The sequence below is a fragment of the Kitasatospora sp. NPDC052896 genome, assembly GCF_044547075.1.
Classification (GTDB): Bacteria; Actinomycetota; Actinomycetes; order Streptomycetales; family Streptomycetaceae; genus Kitasatospora.
Genome location: NZ_JBITZU010000009.1, coordinates 286,395 through 306,415, shown reverse-complemented (window position 1 = coordinate 306,415; position 20,021 = coordinate 286,395). Strand labels below are relative to the sequence as shown.

Here is a 20,021-nt window from a genome sequence, read left to right as displayed (position 1 = left end):
CTGTTGGGTTCCGGGGAGTCGGCGGCGCTGGCGGGGTGGGTGTAGGTGTACCAGGCGGCTTCCGACAGCTGGGTTAGGGCGCGAGCCAGGCGCAGGAGGGCGGCGATGTCCGTGCGGGTGGGTCGTAGTCCTCCTGCTGGGAGGCGTCGCGGTGACGGATCTCGGGAGGAACGCGGCATCACGGTCACCGCCGTCCAGCACACCCCGGACGGGAAGCTCCCCAGCAAGCTCGCCGCGGAAGTGGACGCCGGCCGCCTGGCCCACCGGGTTGCCGACACCCACCCGGTCGCCACTGCGGGGCGCGTCCAGAACGCGGCGCTCACGTCCGTCGCCCTGGACGGTCCGCAGGACGCCGACGTCCGGCAGCTGTCGGACGCCGACCCCGAGACCACCTACCGCGACCTGGGCGGTGAAGTCCCGCAGCTGCAGAACGCTGTCGACACCGATGTCTCCCGTCTCACGCATAAAGATCAGTAGAGGCTGTCCCGCAGTTCCTTGAGGTCGAGCGGTGGCAGTTGTGACAGCTCGGCCTCGGCGGCGCTCATGGCAGCGTCGTAGCGCGAGGTGCCGAGGATGGCCGTCATGGCGTCGGCGATCTCGCCGCGCGTCGCCGTGAGGTGCAGTGCGCGGCCGAGGCCGTGCCGGGCGAACGCGGCGGCGTTGTCGGGCTGGTCGGCGAGAACGCCCATGCCCAGGACGGGCGTTGCGCCCTGCACCGCGTCGAGCAGGGATGCCCGGCCTCCGTGCGTCACGAACAGGTCGGCACGGCGCAGGAGCGCGGGCTGCGGGACGTGCTCGACGACCTTGATGCGAGGGTCCGCGCTCCGAAGGTGCTCCGCGAGGTCGCCCGCGGACACGATCGCGTCGCAGCCGGTTCCGGAGAGTGCGGCCATGATCTCCCGGTATGCGCTCCCAACGACGGTGCGCAGACCGGACATCGCGGTGGTCAAGGTGCCCAGGCTCACGTAGATGAGCGGGCGGGAGGAGGGGGAGCGGTCCAGCCACTCGGGGAGGGTGGCCCGGAATTGCGCGACGGTGCGTCGGACCGCGCGCGCCTGGGGTGGGGGCGGTCCGTAGAACCACTGGACCGGCGCGGGGGTGAGCATCGGGGGGAGCGTGGGTGTGTCCTGCTCGTGCTGTTTGTAGAGGGGAAACAGCGCGGGTGCGATGTCGGTGTCCCAGAGATCCAGGAGCATAGGGCCGAGGCCGTTGTCCGCTGCGAGCAGGGGCAGCCCCAAGACCTTGGCCGCGAGGTGCGCGCCGAGATCGCTGCACTCGGCGATCACCAGATCGGGCCGCGCCCGTGTCCACGCGGTGAGCAGGTCATGGGCCTTCGCCTCGGCCTGTTCGGGCCAGAGGTGACCGAAGACGTACCGGTTGAAGGGTGCGTTTCCGGACTCCTTCCAGATCTCGCTCGCCGTCTGCTGAACGACGGGATCGCAGGTCCAGTTCGTTCCGGCGCTGTGGAACTCCACTCCGCGCCGCCGGGCTTCGTGGCGGAACATGAGGGGGGCGTGGAGCGCGACATGGTGGCCCTGCTCAAGGGCCGGGCAGGTGACGAAATCCAGCGCGGACACATGCGAAGGTATCGGCTCAGCGGTGATCGCTATTCGTAAAGCCACGGATGCTCCAGGGTTGTTCATCGGTGTAAGACGTGGTGATCTGATCACAACGCGTCGAATTGCTTTCCCCCGGGCGGCAGTCGCTTGTCCTTGCCCCTGCAATCCGAGGGCCTGAACATCGGCGGGTTGATGCGCATCACCCGGGGTTGTCACTCGCCTAACTCACCGTCCGTCCCCACTGCGTGATTACCACGACTCTGCATCAGCCTTGGGGGTGGGGGTGGTGTCGGTAGGTGCGTCGATAGGCGGTTGGGTTGGTGTCTAGCCGTTGTCGGAACTGTGATCTCAGTGAGATGGCGGAGCCGAAGCCGCTGATGGTGGCGACCTGCTCGATGGGCGGGTCAGTGGTCTCCAGGAGTTGGCGGGCTCGTTCGATCCTGGCCCACAGCAGCCACTGCAGTGGGGTGGTCCCGGTTCCTTCTTTGAATCGGCGGTGTAGCTGGCGCACGCTCATTCTGGCGTGCTTGGCGATGTCCGGCAGGGTGAGGCGGCGGTGGAGGTTGCGGTGGAGCCATTCCAGTGTTCGTTGGAACGGGTCTTCCTCGTAGCGGTCCTCTGTCGTTGGGTAGGTGAGGATCTGTGCGGCCTGTCCGGAGCGGCGTTGTGGCAGTACCAGGAGTCGCGCGGCTGCGGCGGCTGCTGTCGCGCCGTGGTCTCGGCTGACGAGGTGGAGGCACAGGTCGAGTCCGGCTGTGGCGCCGGCGGAGGTCAGGACCTGGCCGTGGTCGGTGAAGAGGATGTGCGGGTCGATGTCGATGCCTGGGTACTGACTCGTGAGTCGCTCGGCTTCCCTCCAGTGGGTTGTGGAGATGGTTCCCTCCAGCAGGCCGGCCTTGGCGAGGAGGAAAGCGCCTGTATGCAGCGAGGCGACGGTGATCTTCCTTGCCACGGCCTCGCATAGCACGTAGCAGTGCCGTGACGTCGTCGTCGATCACCGTGTCTGTGCTCACGCCGGGCACGATGATCGTGTCCGCGCTCAGGGCGGCCCGCAGTGGATATGAGGGGATGATGTCGAAACACCGTGAGTCCACCGCGGTGGCTGTGATCCGGGCGGGGCCGCATACCCGCACCTCGTAGGGACAGGAACCGTCCGCGAGTTGAAGGCCTGGCAGGCGGCGGCCAGGTCGAATCCCACCGCACCACGGGGCGCGAGAACGGCAACGGTTCGCATGGCGCGAATCTATCGCTTCTCGTCACGGACACCACTGTCGCGACCTGTGGCGGCTTGCCAGAGTGAACGTGCCAGACATGACCGACATGTTCAGGCCTGGTGCGACGAGGCATGGAACGTAACAGTGAAGGGTGCAGAGATGGAGCGCAGAAACTTCCTTCGCCACACGGGAACGGGGGCAGCGGTGCTCACGGTGGGGGCGGCGGCCGTGGGCTTGACGCCGCAGGTCGCGGCGGCCACGGGTGAGATGCGGTCCGGCCGTCCGCTGCGGGTGGACATCGTGCTGTTCGATGGTGCGGAGGACCTGGACTTCACCGCGCCGTTCGAGACGTTCTCCCAGGCCGGTTCGGTCAGCCCGGGTGCGGTGGACGTGCGTTATGTCACCTTGGACGGCCCGGGCTTGGTGCGCACGCAGTACGGCAGTCGGATCCAGGTGGACCACGCGTGGTCGCCTGCGGGCAGGGACGTGATCCTGGTACCCGGCGGCGGCTTCGTACACCGTGACGGTCCTGGTGTCTGGTCGGAGATCGACCGCGGCGTGCTGCCCCGAGCGCTGGCTGCCGCTGTCCGTAACGGGCTGACGATCGCTTCGGTGTGCACTGGCGCGATGATCCTCTCGGCGGCTGGGCTGACCAGGGGCCGCCCCTGTACCACCCACCACCTGGCACAGGCCGACCTGCGGGCGCAGGGCGGCCTGGTCAAGACCGCGAGGGTCGTCGACGACGGCGACCTCGTCACCGCGGGCGGGGTCTCCTCGGGGCTGGATCTGGGACTCTGGCTGGTCAGGCGTGAACTCGGCGCGGAGACCGCAGTCGCCATCGAGAGCATGCTCGAGTACGAAGCCCGCGGAACCGTCTGGACCCCCACAACACCGTGACCAGGGTCGCTTCGTTCTCGCGGTGGGTCCCGTAGCGGCCGGGTTGTGCGGTCGGCTGGTTCGGGTGGGTTGGTCACGTGATGCGCAGGGCTGTGGCTTGAAGGCGACGGCGGTAAGTCTGGGGAACCGCCGCGCCCGTCGCCGCGACGGTCCATCGGTAGAGCGCGCCGACCCATCACCCCGAAGCGCCGAAGTCAGTAGCCACCAAGATCCCGGGAGGGCACATCGAGGGCACATCGCCAGATCGATGCGCGCTCAGCTGCACATCGGCGAGGCAATGCCCCCAGTGCGCCTTCCCGGGAGGTGGCGCCGGCCGACCGCAAGGTTTCTGCTGGGCGTTCCCCCTGCGCCACGCGCCCGGAGGCGTCGCCCTTCAGAGGCTTCCTGTGATCAATCCATCACATAGGGGTCACCAAACGGCGTAATTTGCTGACCCTGGATGGTCGATCAGGCCCCTGGCCTGGGCGAAAACGTCAAACCCGTGGTAAGTGGTGGAACTTCATCGGACGCTCGACGGAGGAGATCGTGCAGGCGCGTACGGACTGGATGGAAGGGTCCAGGTTCGGCGAGGTGCACGGCTACGACGGCTCGCGGCTGTCGGCGCCTACGCTGCCCTCAGCGCCGATGAAGCCACGGGGGAGGGCTGGCTGAGCTGGGCTCATATGCCTGGAGTCGCGGCCCGTGGTGCGCTCCGTGGAGTGCTGCTTGGTGCGGGTGGGGGCTCCTCAGGATTCTCCACCGCGAGGGCCTGGCGGCCCTCTGGGCGTCGACCTGCCAGTAACGCGGGAGTCGCGAGTATGGCCTTCTGTGACAGGCTTTGGTCAGACCACTACTGACCAACTGCCGACTTCCCTGATGATCTGTCAGTCAAAGGGTCTAGAGCAATGTAGACCGGTCGTCCTGGTGGAGGCGTTGCGGGGGCGGGACGCCGTCCACTTGGGCCTCCCGCTTCCTGGCCACCTCCCGCCCCCGCGCGTCGGTGTGCACGTAGTAGGTCCGCGTGAAGATCCGCCGCAGCAGCTGAACCGCCTCGATCTCCCGCAGCCACACCGGCGTCGCGGGCGCGTGGACCGCGTGCGGCAGCGCGAGCGCGTCCTGGCCGTAGACCTCGGCCAGCCGGTCCCGCTTCGTCTTCGAGGTGGGCAGCCGCCATGAGTCGATCCGTGCCGCGTGGCGCAGCTCCAGCTCCACCACCGGCATCGCCTGCCCGAGCCAGGTCGGCGCCGCGACGGCCAGTGCCTCCAGTGCCGCGCGCACGCTCTCACCGGCCAGCTCCAGCCGGTTCAAGTCCCGCACCGCGCTGATGACATGGGTGGAGTCGGTGCGCTGCTTGCCCCCGGCCGCGATCAGCCCCTCCCCCCGGCAGTGCTCGACCAACCGGTCGAAGAGCAGGCGCTCCATGCCGTGCTCGACCAACCGGACCCGGAACTTCTGGACCAGCTTTCAGGACGCAACATGGCAAAATCCTAACGAAGTTATTCGCTTTTGCCACTCGTCGGGTGGGTGGGGACGCGGCGACGATGAAGTCATGACCGGACCTCCTCCCCGCGAGGCGGCCACCGACCTGATCACCCTGCCCGGCACACCACTTGCCGACGCCGTCGTGAACCTCATTCGGCCGGTGCTCACGCCCTCCGTGTTCAACCACAGCGCCCGCGGCTACCTGTTCGCCAGACCGGTAGCCGGCCGCCTCGACTTGGCCGCCGGCCAGGACTACGACGACGACCTGCTCTTCGCCGCCTGCGTGATGCACGACCTCGGCGTCGCGTCCGACGGCCCGCACCGTCAGCGTTTCGAGGTCGAAGGCGCCGACCGGGCCGCCGAATTCCTCATGCAACAGGGGGACGTCCACGGCCGACGCCGACCAGGTCTGGCGGGCCGTCGCCCTGCACACCTCGCCCGGCATCGCGGAACGCCGCGGCACGCTCCGCGCACTCGTCCGCGAGGGCGCCCGACGCCTTCGACGTGGCGCGGGACGTGCTGACCACGCTTCCGTCCGGCGGTCGGAGCCTCGAGGTGTTCGACGGGGGCCGGATCCAGCTGTGTGACGTCGGTGAGTACGACCTCTTCCACCTTGCGAACGCCTTGGGGATCGAGGGCCGGTTCGGCTCTGCTCCCCGGGGGAGGCAGGTCAGGCCCGGCGTCCATATTCGATCGAAGGGTTGAGGAACCAGAGTGACCAGGGCATTGGCTGTCCGCAGCGTGCTGTTCGTCGGGGGCAGGCGCACGGAGGCGATGGAAGCGGCGCACCGGGCCGGGATGACGATCAGCTATCTGGGGCCGAAGAGTGGGCTGTCCGAGCGGCGCCGTGAGCTGGTCGCCTCCGCACTCCTCGTACCCGACATGTCGGCGGACCACATCGTGAAGGCCGCGATCGCGCTGCACAGCGTTCAGCCGTTCGATCTGGCCATGACGATGAACGACGACTTCCTTCAGGCGGCGGCCCGGATCAACCATGAACTCGGCCTGCTGGCCAATCCGTTGGAAGCCGTCACCGCCGTGACCGACAAGGCGTTCATGCGTGAACTCCTGCGCGACAGCGAGGTCGGCCAGGTCGCGGCGGCCTCCGTACGCTCCGCGTACGACCTGCGCATGCTCCCGCGGACCATCCCGCTTCCGGTGATCCTGAAGCCGACGCGGGGGACGGCCAGTCAGTCCATCCATGTCATCCATGACACGGAGCAGTTGGATGCCCTGGCCCGCGAGCTGGACTTCTCCGTGCCCGCTGAGGACACGACGCCGCCGTGGCTGGCGGAGGAGTTCCTGGACGGCGCGGAGTTCAGCGTCGAGACCTTCAGCATGGCCGGCCGGCACCATCTGCTCGCCGTGACCGAGAAGTTCAAAACCGCGAACTTCGTCGAGATCGGCCACCTGGTGCCGGCTCGGACACCCGCCGAGCAGCAGGACCGAATCGTCGCCGAGGTGATCACCCTGCTGACGGCACTGGGCGTGCAGGAGGGCCCTGCGCACACCGAGGTGATGCTGACCGCCCGCGGTCCGCGGATCATCGAGACGCACACCAGGCCCGGCGGCGACGCGATCGTCGAACTCGTACGGCTGGCCTCCGGCTTCGACATCCAGCAGCTCACCTTCAGCTGGCTGGCGGGCGAGCCGGTGGATCTGACCCCGGAGCCGGTGGCCGGCGCGGCCGCGATCTGGTTCCTCACCGTGCCGGAGGGCAAGGTGACGGCGGTCGGCGGGCTGGCCGAGGCCTCCGCCGCCGAGGGTGTGGTGACCGCCGTCCTCACCGCCGCAGTCGGCGACCTCGTCCCGCCGCTGCACAACTCGTGGGCCCGCCAGGGCGATGTGATCGCGATCGGCGACGACCCGGACACCGCGCTGCAGCGGGCTCGGCAAGGCGTCGGCCGGTTCACGGTCGAGGTCGAGCCACCGTCTGCCCCAGCGTTCTGAACCCCGCGCCTGTTGTACCCGCCAGTCGGCAAGGCGCCCCCCTTTTTTCCCGCTTCATCCATGACATCCGCGCACACCTGAATGGTGAAACCATGACCAAGGACCACCTGGACGCCGCACCCTCGGACGCCCAGAAGCCGCTACTCCTCCTTGTCGGCAGCGGCGGGCAGGTCTGGCGTGAGTACATGCTGCGCGCCATGGCCACCCGGTACCGCCTGCACCTGCTGGCCCCGGAACCGCCGACCTGGCAGGCGCCGTACATCGTGGCCCACAGCTCGGTGAACACCCTGGACGTCGAGGCGATGATCCAGGTTGCGAAGGGCAGTGCGGAGAGCTTCGCCGGCGCGCTCACCTACGAGGAGACCCGCGTCGAGTCGGCCGCGGCTCTGGCAACCGCTCTCGGGCTGCGGACAAGCCCGGTGGAGGCGGTGCGGGCCTGCCGTGACAAGTTCGCCGGGCGCGAGCTGATGAAGGCGGCCGGTGTGCCGCAGGCCGAGTCGATCGCGGTCGCCGACTTCGCCGAGGCGCGGCAGGCCGCTGAGCGGATCGGCTACCCCGTGGTGGTCAAGCCCCGCGCGCTGTCGGCGAGCAACGGCGTGATGCTGGCGCCGGACGCCGACTCACTGGAGGCCGCCTACCAGGACGCCGGCAGCATCTGGTTCGACGAGGTGCCCACCTACGAGCGGTCGATCCTGGTCGAGGAGTACCTGGACGGGCCGGAGATCAGCGTGGAGGCCGTCTGCCGCGACGGAGTGGTCACCGCGCTCTTCGTGGCCCGCAAGCGGCTGGGATACGCGCCGGGGTTCGAGGAGGTCGGCCACCTGGTCGAGGCCGCCGACCCGCTGCTGAGCGACCCCGAGCTGCTGAAGGTGCTGCAGGACTCGCACACGGCGCTGGGCCTCACCGACACGGTGACCCACACCGAGCTTCGGCTCACCTCGACCGGTCCCCGGATCGTCGAGATCAACGCCCGGGTCGGCGGCGACCGCATCCCCTACCTGGGCGGGCTGGCCACTGGTGTCGAGATCGGGTTGGTCGCGGCCGACCTGGCGGCCGGCGCGGTGCCGGAGACCACCGCCAGCTGGGAGCGGGCCGCAGCCGTCCGCTTCCTCTACCCCGAGCACGACCTGACGGTCGACTCGATCGACGTCGACCGGAGCGCGTTGCCCGCCGAGGTGGACGACGTGCAGCTGCTGGTGGGCCCGGGCAGGGAGCTCCGGCTGCCACCGAAGGACCACGTCCGCTGCCGGTACGCGCTGGTCGTGGCTGTCGGAAGCAACGAGCAGGAGTGCGAGGCAGTCCTCGGCCGGGCCGCAGCCGCGGTCACCGTGCACGGCACTCCGCTCACCTGAGCACGTCCCGAAGGGAGAAGTACCAGTGCCAAAGATCATCGCCATTGTCTCGGGCGGTATGGACTCCGTGACCATGGCCTACCAGTTCAAGGAGCAGGGCCACGATGTGCACCTGCTCTCGGTGGACTACGGCCAGCGGCACCGCAAGGAGCACAAGTACGCGGCCATCGCCGCCGAGCGCCTCGGCGCCGTGCACCAGGTCGCCGACCTGAGCGCGGTGGGCGCGCTACTACGCGGCTCCTCGCTGACCGACCCGACCGTGGACGTTCCGGAGCAGACCTGGAACGGCTACGGCGAGAGTCCGAACATCGTGCCCAACCGCAACGCCCTGCTGCTGTCGGTGGCGTTCGCGGTCGCGGTGGCCGAGAAGGCCGAGGCGGTCGCCATCGGGATCATGGCTGACGACACCGCCTCGGTCCCGGACAGCACGCCGGAGTTCCTCGGGTCCTTCATCGCGATGGAGCGGCTCGCCACCGCCGGCTACGCGCACCCCGGTCTCGACCTGCTGGCCCCGCTGTCCGGCCTGGCCAAGAGCGGAGTCGTCACGCTGGGCGAGCGGCTCGGCGTGCCGTGGACCGAGACCTGGACCTGCCTGCGCGGCGAGGACGATCACTGCGCCCGCTGCGCGGCCTGCTGGGAGCGTCAGGAGGCGTTCACCGCGGCCGGCGTGCCCGACCCCACCATCTACCAGGAGCGCAAGCAATGACCCTGCGAATTTCGAAGCAGTTCGCCTTCTCGGCCAGCCACCAGCTGGACGGCCTGCCCGAGGGCCACCAGTGCGGCCGGCTGCACGGCCACAACTACGTCGTGGAGATCGAGTTGAGCGCTGGGCGCGACCAGCTGACCGGTCCGGGCTTCGTCCGCGACTACGGCGATCTCTCCGGCTTCAAGGGGTGGCTCGACGAGTGGCTGGACCACCGCCACCTCAACGACGCGACCAAGGAGAGCCCGACCGCGGAGAACCTGGCGGTCTGGATCTACGAGAGCTGGATCACGGTCTACCCGGAACTGACCGCCGTGCGCGTTTCCGAAACTCCGAAGACCTGGGCCGAGTACCGGCCCTGAACGACGGTCACCCACTGGTGGCCCCATGACGGGGCCCACCGCACGAACGAGGAGGTGGTGCCCTGTGGAACCGGAACTCGTCGTCAACGAGATCTTCGGCCCCACCTGAGTCCTTCCAAGGTGAAGGACGATCACTCGGCCGCCGCTGCGCCTTTCTGCGGCTTGGTGGCTGCAATCTGTCGTGCCGCTGGTGCGACACCCCGTACACCTGGGACTGGAACGGGGAGAGCGATGCCGGCGTCACGTACGACCCCAAGGTGGAACTCCACCGCCTTCCCCTCTCCACCGTCCGGGACCGGCTGCTCGGCTACGGAGTCGACCTGGTGGTCATCTCCGGCGGCGAGCCGCTGAACCAGCAGAAGCGCCTGGTGCCGCTGGTGGAGGCACTGACCGGTCGCGGCATCGAGATCGAGATCGAGACCAACGGGACCCGCGTCCCGGACCGGAAGCTGGTCGAAGCGGGGGTGCGCTTCAACGTCTCGCCCAAGCTCTCGCACGCCGGCGACCCGGCCGGGAAGCGGATCGTACCCGCCGCTCTGAAGAGCCTGGCCGCCCTTGAGACCAGCACGTTCAAGTTCGTCTGCCGGGACAGTGCCGATCTCGACGAGGTCTCCGCCGTGGTCGAAGCCTCGGGCATCACCTCGGTCTGGGTGATGCCCGAGGGCCAGAGGAGCGTGGACATCGAACGGCACCAGCGGCAGTTGGCCGACGAGGTCATCGACCGTGGGTGGAACATCACGACCAGACTGCACACGCTGATCTGGGGACACAAACGAGGAGTCTGAATGAGCGTCAACCTGGATGGGCCGGAGCTGCGGGCCATGGTGGACGAGGCCGGCAAGGACCCACTGGAGGCTCTGGCCCGCCGGCTCCTGGAGGAGATCGGCGAGGACCCGGAGCGCGACGGTCTGAAGGACACGCCCGCCCGCTACGCGCGGTGGTGGCGCGAGTTCACCAACTACGACCCGGGCACCGTCGCCACCCTCTTCGAGACCAGCTCGGCCGGACAGCTGGTCGTGGTCTCGGGGATCGAGGTCTGGTCGCTCTGCGAGCACCACCTGCTCCCGTTCAACTGCTCGCTGACCATCGCCTACCGGTCCGCGAAGCAGCTGCTGGGGCTCTCGAAGTTCGCCCGGATCGCCCACCAGCACGCGCACCAGCTCCAGGTGCAGGAGCGGCTGGTGGCCGACATCAGCTCGGACATCATGCGGATCACCGGCGCCGAGGACGTGGCCGTGGTCGGCCAGGGAGAGCACCTGTGCATGACCATGCGTGGGATCAGGACCAGTGCCCGAATGACCTCCAGCGCGCTGCACGGCGCGTTCGCGGAGGAGGGCACCCTGCGGTCGGAGCTGTTCGCCCACCTGCGCGCCGCCTGAACGGTCCGAACCGCAGCACGGTCCCATGCCCGACCTCTCAACCCCGGAACGGATGAACTCCCTTGTCCGAGCTGTTTCCCGTCCTCGACCTGCGGGACGCCGAGCGCGGTCCGCAGGCCCGAGCCGCCTTCCTCGACCGACTGCGTGCCGCCGTGCACGACATCGGCTTCTTCCAGCTGGTCGGCCACGGTGTGACCGGAGCCGACGAACTGCTCGATCTGGCGCGGCGGTTCTTCGCCCTGCCCGAGCCGCAGCGCGCGGCCCTGAGCATTCTCAACTCGCCCCACTTCCGCGGCTATTCGGAGGTGGGTCGGGAACTCACCCAGGGCGTTCCGGACCAGCGGCGGCAGCTCGACATCGGTCCCGAGCAGCCGTTCGCGCCGCCCGGCGCTGACGATCCCTCCTACCGCTGGCTGGCCGGCCCCAACCAGTGGCCGGCCGGGCTGCCCGAGCTGGCTCCCGCGGTGCAACGGTGGACGGCCGACCTCACCGGGGTGGCCCACCGGCTGCTCGGCCTGATCCTCGAAGCGCTGGACACTCCGGCGCACTTCCTGGACGAGGTCGTGGCACCGGACCCGCACGTGCACTTCAAGCTGCTGCACTACCCGGGTCCGCCACAGGCCGCGGACGAGGGCGACGACGACGGCAGTGGCCAGGGCGTGGGCATCCACAAGGACTACGGTCTGCTCACCCTGCTCCTCCAGGACGACAAGGGCGGGCTCCAGGTCGCGGTGGAGGACGGCGTCTTCCTCGACGTCCCCGTGGTGCCCGGAGCGTTCGTGGTGAACCTCGGCGAGCTGTTGGAGGTCGCCACCCGCGGCTATCTGCGCGCCACCACGCACCGGGTGGTGCGGCCCGCTCCCGGGGTGGACCGCTACTCCGCGCCGTTCTTCTACAACCCGCGCCTGGACGCGGCGATGCAGCCGCTGCCCAGCCCCTTCGTCAGCGCGGCAGAAGGCGTCGTCCACGACCCCGCGAACCCGCTCTTCGCCGGCTACGGGGCAAACGTCATGAAGGGGATGCTCCGGGCCTTCCCCGAGGTCATCGCGCGGCACCACCCCGAGCTGATGCCCGCCCGGTAGCGCCGCCCAGCCGTCCCACCACCCACACCCCGCACCGAAGGAATCCTCCTTGAGCACCCGCAAGCCAGCCGTACTCCTCATCGACCCGGTCAAGACCGGCGAAGGGTACAAGAACGCGGCCCGTGACCTCGGACTGCACGTGGTCTCCCTCTACACAGTGGAGCCCGGCGAACTGCACTCCCGGTGGCCCGAGCACACCAGCGGTGATGACGCCTCGCTGTACGCATCCGAGGTGCCCGAGGTGTTGAGGGCGCTCGAGGCGATCGACTTCGACATCAAGGCCGTCGTACCGGCCTACGAGCCGGCCGTCTACCTGACCGACCTGCTCGCCCACGAGCTCGGCCTGGCGGGCAACGACGTGACCCTGGCCTGGGCACGGCGCAACAAGTCGGCGATGCGGGAGCACGCGGCCGCGGTGGGCCTGCGGATTCCGGCCTTCCGGCTGGTGAAGGAACTCTCCGAGGTGGCTGCGGTGGCCGAGGAGATCGGCTACCCGGTCATCGTGAAGCCCACCATGAGCTCGGGCTCGTTCGGCGTCACGCTGGTCCGCGACGCCGAGGCGGCGAAGGACCTCAGGATCGCCGCGACCGACCTGTTCGGCTGGCCGGTCACCGAGTGGCTGGTCGAGCAGTACATCCGCGGCCGCGAGTTCGCCGTCAACTGCTTCAGCAGCGACGGCGATCACCGGGTGATGGACATGTGGGAGTACCGGCAGCCGGACGACCGGGACTACGACTTCCCGCTGTGGGACAACGTCCAGGCGACCAGGGACGACCGTGACTGGGCCCGGGTCGAGGAGTACGTGTTCGAGGTCCTGACGGCCTTCGGCGTGCACCGCGGTCCCAGCCACACCGAGGTCAAGGTCACCCCCGAAGGCGTCCACCTGATCGAGATCGGTGCCCGGCTGGCCGGCGGCCCTGCCGCCGACCAGTGGACCGACCACACCGCGATCCGCCCGTTCCACGACGCGCTCACCTGCTACCTCGGCCGGCGCCCGGCCATCATGGACGGGGACCTCGGCTTCCGGGCGATGTTCGGGGCGATCGCGATCCGCAACGACGAGGGCCCCGGCACCCTGGTCGCCATCCACGGGCTGGACGCGATGAAGCGCCACCCGAGCGTCAGCAAGGTCCTGGTCGACTTTCAGCCGGGCGACCGTATCCCGCTCACCCAGAACACCAAGACCATCCCGGTCGGCGCCTGGGTCTCCGGGCCCGACCAGGACTCCGTGGTGCGCGCGCTGCGCGAGATCCGGGAGCTGGTCTCATTGGAGATCGCCCTCGATGGCACCAGCTGACGTAGCGAGCCCGGCCCGCCGGAAGCCACCCCGAGGCCTGCTGTCCAGCTACCGCGAGCTGCTGGCGGTCCCCGGTGTGCGACGGATGCTGGTCGCCAGTGTGGCGTCCAAGCTTCCGCCGACCATGATCTCGCTGTCCCTGCTGCTGTACACGGGCCCGCACTACTCCTATGCGGTGGCAGGACTCGCGGTCGCCGCCATGGCGATCGGCCAGGGCCTGTCCGCCCCGGTCCGCGGCCGTCTGATCGACCGTCGTGCCTACCGGCCGATCGTGCTCGGCACCCTGGCGGGCTACCTGGTGGCGCTCGCCGCGCTGGTGGCGGTGGCCCGGTCGCACGGGCCGGTGCCGCTGCTGCTGGTCCTGGCTTCGCTCGGCGGGATCACCGTACCGCCGGTCGGGATCATGATGCGCACGCTGTGGCGGGAGGTCGGCGGCCAGCGCCAGCTGGTCACCGCGATGGCGCTGGACTCGGCGATGAGCGACATCGCGCAGATCTCCGGCCCGGCACTGGCCGCCTGGCTCTGCCTGAGCGTGTCGAGCATCGTCGCGTTCGCTCTGTGCGGGGTGCTGACGGTCGTCGCCATCGTGCTGGTGCTCAGCCTGCCGACGGTCTCGCCGCCCCCTCGGCGCACCGGCGGCGGGCACTGGGCGGGCCCGCTGCGCTCCGCCGCACTGCGCCGGCTGCTGCTGGTGCACGCCGGGTTCAGCGCGATGATCACCGCGGTCGACGTGGTCATCTCGGTGCTCAACGCGGAGCGGCACACGGCGATGTACACCGGCATCGACATCGGTGCGCTCTCGGTCGGCAGCATCGTCGGCAGCCTCGCGCTGGGGGCCGTGCCGGGCCTGCTGGCTCGGGGCCCCAAGCTCACGGTCCTGCTCGGGACGTTCGCGGCGGGTGTGGCCGTCCTGGCCGCAGCCTCCCAACTACCCCCGTTCGCCTTGCTGTTGGCCTGTCCGATCGCAGGCATCAGCTACGGCTCCACCTTCGGGGCGCTGTTCACCACCGGCGGGGACCTCGCCCCCGAGGGCGCCGCCGCCGAGACCCAGGCCTGGCTCAGCAGCCTCACCCAGGGCGGCTCGGCAGCCGGTGCCGCGGCCGCCGCCTGGTTCGCGGCGAGCTCCGGCAGTCCGACCGTACTCTGCGCCATTTCCCTGCTCGCGGTCCTGACCGCGGGCTTCACCTGGAACGTCCGGACCCGCGTGGCCTGACCGTGGTCCGGTCCCATTCACCACCTCTGAGGAGACCACTCGCATGACCCTGCAGCAGATGGACGAGACCCTGGCCAAGTTCCTGGCCGAGACCTACACGCCCGAGCGGGTCGAGCGGCTCGCCGACTCCTTCCACCGCCACGGCTTCGTGAAGTTCGACTCCACCGCCCGGCTGGTACCGCAGGAACTGATGGACGAGGTCCGCGGCGAGACCGACCGGCTGATAGCCGAGCACAAGGAGCGCCGCGACCTCCTGCTCGCCACCACCGGCAACACGCCGCGCAAGATGAGCGTGGTGAAGAGCGAGGAGATCGAGAAGAGCGAGCTCATCAGCACGCTCGCCCGCTCCGAGGTGCTGCTCGGCTTCCTGGCCGGCATCACCCGCGAGCAGATCATCCCGCAGGTCTCCGACGACGAGCGCTACCTGATCACCCATCAGGAGCACAAGTCCGACACCCACGGCTGGCACTGGGGCGACTACAGCTTCGCGCTCATCTGGGCGCTGCGGATGCCTCCGCTCGCGCACGGCGGCATGCTCCAGGCCGTCCCGCACACCCACTGGGACAAGAGCAACCCGCGCATCAACGAGACCCTGTGCGAGCGTCGGATCGACACCCACGGGCTGGAGTCCGGAGACCTCTACCTGCTGCGCACCGACACCACCCTGCACCGCACCGTGCCGCTGAGCGAGGACTCCGTGCGCACCATCCTGAACATGACCTGGGCCGCCAAGCGCGACCTGGAGAAGACCCTGGTCGGCGACGACCGCTGGTGGGACAACCCCGAGGTCCAGGCCGCCTCCGCGGTCGAGCAGGCCTGACGCCCGCTCCAGCCCCAGGGGGCCGCGGTCAACCGCGCGGCCCACACCAAGCAGCCGCGTCCGCGGCGCACAACCCTCGGTGCGCCACGGACGCGGCATGTCGACGAGCCGTGAAAGGGCCCAGCAGGCATGCCCAGCCATCTGACAGTCGTTCTCCTGCTCGACCTGGCCCTGGCCGCGTCGCTGGCCCGCGCGGCGGGTACCGTGGCCCGGAAGCTGGGCCAGCCCCCGGTCATCGGCGAGGTGGTCATGGGCATCCTGCTCGGGCCCACCCTGCTGCACGGGGCGATCACCCGAGCCCTCTTCCCGGTGGAGGTGCGCGGCTTCCTCAGTGCCTTCGCCAACCTCGGGATCGCCCTGTTCATGTTCGTGACCGGGATGGAGTTCGACTGGAGTGCCGATCGCTCGCTGCGCCGGATCTCGGCTGGCATCGGGCTCGGCTCGATCGTCCTGCCGTTCGCCCTGGGCAGCGCGCTCGGCCTCTGGTGGGTCACCGGGACGGCGGCCGTCACTCCGCTGAGCGCCGACCTCTTCATGGGTCTGGCTCTCTCGGTGACCGCCTTCCCGGTGCTGGCCAGGATCCTGGACGACCGCGGAACGGCCCGGCAGCCGCTGGGCCGACTGGCGCTGGCGAGCGCCGCGCTCTGCGACCTGGTGGCCTGGCTGCTGCTGGCCGTGGTGCTGCTGCTCGGCGCCGGCGCGCAGGCTCTGGGACACCTGCTCTGGCTGCCCCCGTACCTCCTGGCCCTGGCCGCGGGCGTGCCGCTGCTGCGCCGCCTGGCGAGCGCCCGTTCCGGTCGGCTGGACCCGGTCGCCGTGCTGGCCGGTCTGCTGGCCTCCTGCGCCGCGACCGAGTGGATGGGCCTGCACTTCATTTCCGGCGCCTTCGCCTTCGGTGTCACGGTCGCCTGCGTGCGGCGCTCGCACGGGGAAGCGGCGCTGAAGCCGATCACCGACAACGTCCGGGGCATCGGCCTCAGCCTGCTGATGCCGGTGTACTTCGTGGTCGCGGGCTGGCAGGCCGACCTCTCCACGCTGCGCCCCGTCCAGGTGCTGCAGCTGGCGGTGCTGCTCGCGGCGGCGGTGGGCGGCAAGGTCCTCGGAGCCGCGGGGGCGGCCCGGCTGTCCGGCCTGCAGCCCCGTGAATCCGCTGTCCTCGGCGTCCTGATGAACACCCGCGGCCTCACCGAGCTGATCGTGCTCACGGCCGGGCGCCAGGCGGGCCTGCTGAACGGCGCCTTCTACAGCCTGCTGGTCGCCATGGCCGTGCTGACCACGATCTCCACAGGACCGGTCCTCAACCTGTTGCTGGGCCGCCCCGCGGCCCGCCCTGCCCCGACCGCCGCCCGGCCCGCGGTGCTCCGGCAGCAGGCCTGACCGAGGATCCCGAGGTGGCAAAGTGTTCTGGTTCAAGCTTCTCGGCGTGCCCTCAGTGCTACGCGACCCGGACCGGCCGGACGAGCAGGGCGGCCAGGGCGGGCCGGTGGAGCTGGAGCGGATGCCGCCGCAGCAGACCGCCCTGCTCGCGGCGCTCGCGCTGCGGGCCGGCCTGCCGGTCGGGGTGGCCGAACTGATCGACGGCCTGTTCGGCGAGCGCCCTCCGGCCAGCGCCACGTCGATGATCGCCAACTATGTCCTGCGGCTGCGCAAGAGCCTGACGCCCTCGCTGATCGTGCGCTCGGGCAGCGGCTATCTGCTGGACGTCCCCGCCTCGTCGGTCGATGCGCTCACCTTCGTCGAGCTGGTCTCGGCCCGGCCCACGGGCGACGAGCATCGCGACGCCGAACGGCTCAAGACCGCGTTGGACCTGTGGCGGGGCGGCAGCGCGCTCGCCGGACTGCCCGGTCCGCTGTGTCATCGGCAGCGCGAATCCCTGGCCCAGCACCGGGAGAGCGCCCAGTCATCCTGGTTCGAGCACGAGTTGGCGCTGGGACGGCACAGCATGCTGGTGGGCGAGCTCTCGGCCGCCTGCCAGGCGGCGCCGTTCGCCGAGCGCCTGCACGCGGCGCGGATGATCGCGCTGTTCCGCTGCGGCCGACCAGCCGACGCCTTGCAGGCCTACCAACAGATCCGCCACCAACTGGCCGTGGAGCTGGGCATCGCCCCGGGGGCCCACCTCACCCGGGTCCACGACGCCATCCTGACCGGACGGGACCCGGCCCCCGTGCGGTCCACGGCCCGACTCGCCGGCGTGCGGCCGGGTGCGGCCACCGGTGCGCGGCATGTCCCCCGGCAACTGCCCGCCCCGACCGCCGATCTGACCGGACGGTCGACCGAGCTCGCCGCGCTGTCCGCGGCCCTCACCGGTCACAGCAGGCCGCTGGTACTGGTCACCGGGATGAGTGGCGTCGGGAAGAGCACGGTGGCGGTCGCCGCCGCGCACGCGGTCGCCGCGAGCTATCCCGACGGCCAGCTGTGGGCCTCGCTGAGCGGCGTGTCCCGCGCGCCGGCGGGTGCGGGCGCCGTTCTCGCCGGTTTTCTGAGCGCGCTCGGCGTGCCCGACGAGCGCATACCGCACGGGGCGGCCGAACGCGCCGCGCTCTACCGGACCGTGCTGGCCGGGCGCCGGGTGCTGGTGGTGCTCGACGACGCCGATGGCGCCGACGGCGCCGCCCGCATCGCCCCGCTGCTTCCCGGTACGCCCGGCAGCGCGGTGCTGATCTGCGCACGAAGTCGCCCCGCGCTCGGCGTCACCGCCTGGACGCAGCTCACCCGCCTGTCCGCCGCCGGCTCCGCCGAGCTCATCACCGCGATCATCGGACCGGCCCGGGCCGGTGCGGAACCCGCCGCGGTGGCCGCGCTCGCGGCCGCCTGCGGCCATCTGCCGCTCGCCCTGCACAGCGCGGCGACCAGGCTGGCCCGACGCCCGGCCTGGACCGTCGCATCCTTGGCGACACGGCTTTCGGACGGGACGCGCCTGCTCCGCGAACTGCGCAGCACCGATCCCGGGATCGCCGGCTCCTTCGAGCGGTCCTTCGAAGAACTCGACCCTACGCAGGCCAGGACCCTGATGACGCTGGCGGTCCCGGACCGGCGCGAGTGGACGCTGCCCGCCGCGGCGACCGTCCTCGGCCTTCCCGAGGAGAAGGCCGAGGAGCTGTTGGAGGCTCTGGTCGAGGCCGCCATGCTCGGCTCTCCGACGCCCGGCAACTACGTCCTCCAGGAACTGCTGGCGGCCTTCGCCCGTGACAGGGCTGGTGCCTACGCGTCCGGCGACGCCTCTGTCGTCACGCCAGTGATGCCGGCCATCGCCTCGTACGCCGCCTGGAGGTGCTCAGGGCGTCCGGCCTGGACGGCCAGGAAACCTCCGATGCCGAACAGTCCGCTCGCCTTCCGGGCGGCGAGCTTCTCCTCGAAGACGCCGCGCGGAATGCCGTCGGTGTAGATGAACTTGCGTGGCAGCGGCAGCTGGATCGCTACGTTCGCCTCCGGGTCGCGCACGGTGCCGGGCGGGTCCTCGCCCTTCGCGACCTGCTCGATGGCTTCGAGGTAGCGGCGTCGGAGCAGGGTGATCCCCTTGTCGCTGCGCCCCAGGTGCTCACTGGTCCGGTCGGTGACCGTTCCCTGTCCGGTCCAGATCGCGAAGTCCTGGTTGCCGGTGTGCGACATGATCAGCTCATGGGTCGTGGGGTCGGTCAGCGGTCCGGACCAGTACGGGATCGCCTCGGACTCCGGCACGCCGACCGTGACATCGTCGGGGAGCACGGAGTACTGCCAGGTGATGTTGAGGGTGCGGTGGTCGTCCATCGGCACCCGGAACTCGACCGTGTTGCCCGAGGCGAGCGTGTAGGGCCACAGGCAGAGGATCCCACCCTCGGCGGTGCTGGTGGTACGGGCGAACGCCCCCTCCGGCGCATTCTCGGTCTCGACCTCGCGGCCGTTGACGAAGCCGTGCTCGAATTCCAGGAAGTCGATCGCCGTGTGCCGAGGGGCGTACTCGGGGTCCTCGGGGTCGAGCCTGACCGCGTTCCCGTTCGAGTGCAGCCACTCGAAATGGACCGGGTCCATTCCGTTCTCATGGCACTGGAACCAGTTGCATGGCAGTTCGGTGATGATGAGCTCGACGAAGCCGTGCTCCCAGCTGAACGTCTCGAAGTCCGGCACCAGCGGCGCGGGTCCCGGACCCAGGTAGGCCCAGACCAGGCCGCCCAACGTGGCGGTGGGGTACGAGGTGACGCCGACCTTGTCGTGGAAGCCCCCTGCCGGACCCGCCTCTTCGAACGGCTGCTCGACGCAGCGGCCGTCGGAGTCGAAGGCCCACCCGTGGTAGGCGCACCGCATCAGTTCGCCGTCCACCCAGCCGCGGCTGAGGTCGGTGCGCCGATGGGGGCAGTGCCGGGAGATCAGACCGTGGTCCCCGCCGGGCTTGCGGAACAGGACCAGGTCCTCCCCGAGCAGCCTGACCGGCTTGACCCGCTTCTCGCGCAGCTCCATGGCCGGGGCGATCGGATGCCAGTATCGGCGCAGCAGTTCACCCATGGGGGTCCCCGCACCCACCTGCGTCAGGAGCTGGTTCTTTTCCTCTGAGAGCATTTTGGTACCTCCATGATCACGGCGCGTCCGGTCCAGTGTTCAGGGCGGCCCTCTACCCGTGATCTACGCCGGGTTTACGTCGGGTCTACGCCGCGCGGCCCCTGACGGGGACGGAGCGGTCGACCACGTCAGCTGCCCACTGCCGGCCGGGATGCGGTTGGAGTCGGCGTCGCGGCGGCCACTCGTGAGCATCCGGTCC

18 protein-coding genes and 2 pseudogenes are annotated in these 20,021 nt (G+C 70.0%); 16 read left to right on the top strand and 4 right to left on the bottom strand.

Translation table 11 applies throughout. From position 1 onward, the window contains the following. Window positions 1-105 precede the first annotated feature (105 nt). Window positions 106-477, top strand: coding sequence for a hypothetical protein (locus tag ACIGXM_RS21160; protein WP_396563064.1), 372 nt, complete (start codon window positions 106-108; stop codon window positions 475-477). Here ACIGXM_RS21160 and ACIGXM_RS21155 read toward each other — a convergent pair. Continuing rightward, complete coding sequence (locus ACIGXM_RS21155) at window positions 471-1,577, bottom strand: glycosyltransferase (RefSeq protein WP_396563062.1); 1,107 nt, start codon at window positions 1,575-1,577, stop codon at window positions 471-473. The genes ACIGXM_RS21160 and ACIGXM_RS21155 overlap by 7 nt on opposite strands. A gap of 247 nt (window positions 1,578-1,824) precedes the next feature. Then, window positions 1,825-2,511 (bottom strand): GlxA family transcriptional regulator, encoded by a 687-nt coding sequence (locus ACIGXM_RS21150; RefSeq protein ID WP_396563060.1) that lies wholly within the window; start codon window positions 2,509-2,511, stop codon window positions 1,825-1,827. Window positions 2,512-2,791: 280 nt separating this feature from the next. Here ACIGXM_RS21150 and ACIGXM_RS21145 point away from each other — a divergent pair, with 280 nt between their 5' ends. Continuing rightward, a complete protein-coding gene (locus ACIGXM_RS21145; RefSeq protein WP_396563058.1) occupies window positions 2,792-3,670 on the top strand; it encodes a DJ-1/PfpI family protein in 879 nt (292 codons plus the stop codon). 489 nt (window positions 3,671-4,159) lie between these two features. Beyond that, window positions 4,160-4,321: pseudogene (locus ACIGXM_RS21140) on the top strand (pirin family protein); the annotation flags it as partial. A 225-nt stretch (window positions 4,322-4,546) separates the two neighbouring features. Here the strand turns inward: ACIGXM_RS21140 and ACIGXM_RS21135 are convergent. Then, window positions 4,547-5,071 carry a hypothetical protein gene (locus ACIGXM_RS21135; RefSeq protein WP_396563056.1) on the bottom strand — a complete coding sequence of 175 codons (525 nt, stop codon included), beginning with the start codon at window positions 5,069-5,071 and terminating at the stop codon, window positions 4,547-4,549. Between ACIGXM_RS21135 and ACIGXM_RS21130 the strand changes: the two genes are divergently transcribed. From ACIGXM_RS21130 to ACIGXM_RS21070, 13 genes and pseudogenes are all read left to right on the top strand, one after another. Further along, a complete protein-coding gene (locus ACIGXM_RS21130; RefSeq protein ID WP_396563054.1) occupies window positions 5,070-5,654 on the top strand; it encodes a hypothetical protein in 585 nt (194 codons plus the stop codon). The two genes, ACIGXM_RS21135 and ACIGXM_RS21130, sit on opposite strands and share 2 nt — an antisense overlap. Window positions 5,655-5,845: 191 nt before the next feature. Next, window positions 5,846-7,081 (top strand): ATP-grasp domain-containing protein, encoded by a 1,236-nt coding sequence (locus tag ACIGXM_RS21125; protein WP_396563052.1) that lies wholly within the window; start codon window positions 5,846-5,848, stop codon window positions 7,079-7,081. Between the two features lie 92 nt (window positions 7,082-7,173). After that, entirely contained in the window at window positions 7,174-8,433 is a 1,260-nt protein-coding gene (locus ACIGXM_RS21120) for an ATP-grasp domain-containing protein (protein ID WP_396563050.1), read from the top strand. Window positions 8,434-8,458: 25 nt separating this feature from the next. Continuing rightward, window positions 8,459-9,139 (top strand): 7-cyano-7-deazaguanine synthase, encoded by a 681-nt coding sequence (locus ACIGXM_RS21115; RefSeq protein WP_396563048.1) that lies wholly within the window; start codon window positions 8,459-8,461, stop codon window positions 9,137-9,139. Next, window positions 9,136-9,498: a 6-pyruvoyl trahydropterin synthase family protein gene (locus ACIGXM_RS21110; RefSeq protein ID WP_396563046.1), complete on the top strand. Its 363-nt coding sequence runs from the start codon at window positions 9,136-9,138 to the stop codon at window positions 9,496-9,498. Before ACIGXM_RS21115 ends, ACIGXM_RS21110 begins: the two co-directional genes overlap by 4 nt. A gap of 62 nt (window positions 9,499-9,560) precedes the next feature. Next, window positions 9,561-10,283 carry a 7-carboxy-7-deazaguanine synthase QueE gene (locus ACIGXM_RS21105; RefSeq protein WP_396563118.1) on the top strand — a complete coding sequence of 241 codons (723 nt, stop codon included), beginning with the start codon at window positions 9,561-9,563 and terminating at the stop codon, window positions 10,281-10,283. Further along, window positions 10,284-10,877 (top strand): GTP cyclohydrolase I, encoded by a 594-nt coding sequence (gene folE / locus ACIGXM_RS21100; protein WP_396563045.1) that lies wholly within the window; start codon window positions 10,284-10,286, stop codon window positions 10,875-10,877. It begins immediately after the preceding gene. Between the two features lie 62 nt (window positions 10,878-10,939). Next, window positions 10,940-11,959, top strand: coding sequence for an isopenicillin N synthase family dioxygenase (locus ACIGXM_RS21095; protein WP_396563043.1), 1,020 nt, complete (start codon window positions 10,940-10,942; stop codon window positions 11,957-11,959). A 49-nt stretch (window positions 11,960-12,008) separates the two neighbouring features. Beyond that, window positions 12,009-13,256 carry an ATP-grasp domain-containing protein gene (locus ACIGXM_RS21090; RefSeq protein ID WP_396563041.1) on the top strand — a complete coding sequence of 416 codons (1,248 nt, stop codon included), beginning with the start codon at window positions 12,009-12,011 and terminating at the stop codon, window positions 13,254-13,256. Continuing rightward, window positions 13,243-14,469, top strand: a complete 1,227-nt coding sequence (locus ACIGXM_RS21085; protein WP_396563039.1) for an MFS transporter — start codon at window positions 13,243-13,245, stop codon at window positions 14,467-14,469. The genes ACIGXM_RS21090 and ACIGXM_RS21085 overlap by 14 nt, the downstream gene beginning before the upstream one ends. Window positions 14,470-14,512: 43 nt before the next feature. Next, a complete protein-coding gene (locus ACIGXM_RS21080) occupies window positions 14,513-15,289 on the top strand; it encodes an ArpA protein (protein ID WP_396563037.1) in 777 nt (258 codons plus the stop codon). A 129-nt stretch (window positions 15,290-15,418) separates the two neighbouring features. Further along, a complete protein-coding gene (locus tag ACIGXM_RS21075) occupies window positions 15,419-16,666 on the top strand; it encodes a cation:proton antiporter (RefSeq protein ID WP_396563035.1) in 1,248 nt (415 codons plus the stop codon). Window positions 16,667-16,787: 121 nt separating this feature from the next. Beyond that, window positions 16,788-18,140 (top strand): annotated as a pseudogene (locus ACIGXM_RS21070) (BTAD domain-containing putative transcriptional regulator); the annotation flags it as partial. 350 nt (window positions 18,141-18,490) lie between these two features. Here the strand turns inward: ACIGXM_RS21070 and ACIGXM_RS21065 are convergent. After that, window positions 18,491-19,822: a Rieske 2Fe-2S domain-containing protein gene (locus ACIGXM_RS21065; protein WP_396563033.1), complete on the bottom strand. Its 1,332-nt coding sequence runs from the start codon at window positions 19,820-19,822 to the stop codon at window positions 18,491-18,493. Window positions 19,823-20,021 lie beyond the last annotated feature (199 nt).

Bases quoted from the DNA above. Each gene is read 5' to 3' on its own strand.
- ACIGXM_RS21160 (WP_396563064.1), top strand. From the start codon at position 106: ATGTCCGTGCGGGTGGGTCGTAGTCCTCCTGCTGGGAGGCGTCGCGGT.
- ACIGXM_RS21145 (WP_396563058.1), top strand. From the start codon at position 2,792: ATGGCGCGAATCTATCGCTTCTCGTCACGGACACCACTGTCGCGACCT.
- ACIGXM_RS21130 (WP_396563054.1), top strand. From the start codon at position 5,070: ATGCCGTGCTCGACCAACCGGACCCGGAACTTCTGGACCAGCTTTCAG.
- ACIGXM_RS21135 (WP_396563056.1), bottom strand. From the start codon at position 5,071: ATGGAGCGCCTGCTCTTCGACCGGTTGGTCGAGCACTGCCGGGGGGAG.
- ACIGXM_RS21120 (WP_396563050.1), top strand. From the start codon at position 7,174: ATGACCAAGGACCACCTGGACGCCGCACCCTCGGACGCCCAGAAGCCG.
- ACIGXM_RS21110 (WP_396563046.1), top strand. From the start codon at position 9,136: ATGACCCTGCGAATTTCGAAGCAGTTCGCCTTCTCGGCCAGCCACCAG.
- folE (WP_396563045.1), top strand. From the start codon at position 10,284: ATGAGCGTCAACCTGGATGGGCCGGAGCTGCGGGCCATGGTGGACGAG.
- ACIGXM_RS21085 (WP_396563039.1), top strand. From the start codon at position 13,243: ATGGCACCAGCTGACGTAGCGAGCCCGGCCCGCCGGAAGCCACCCCGA.
- ACIGXM_RS21080 (WP_396563037.1), top strand. From the start codon at position 14,513: ATGACCCTGCAGCAGATGGACGAGACCCTGGCCAAGTTCCTGGCCGAG.
- ACIGXM_RS21075 (WP_396563035.1), top strand. From the start codon at position 15,419: ATGCCCAGCCATCTGACAGTCGTTCTCCTGCTCGACCTGGCCCTGGCC.
- ACIGXM_RS21065 (WP_396563033.1), bottom strand. From the start codon at position 19,822: ATGCTCTCAGAGGAAAAGAACCAGCTCCTGACGCAGGTGGGTGCGGGG.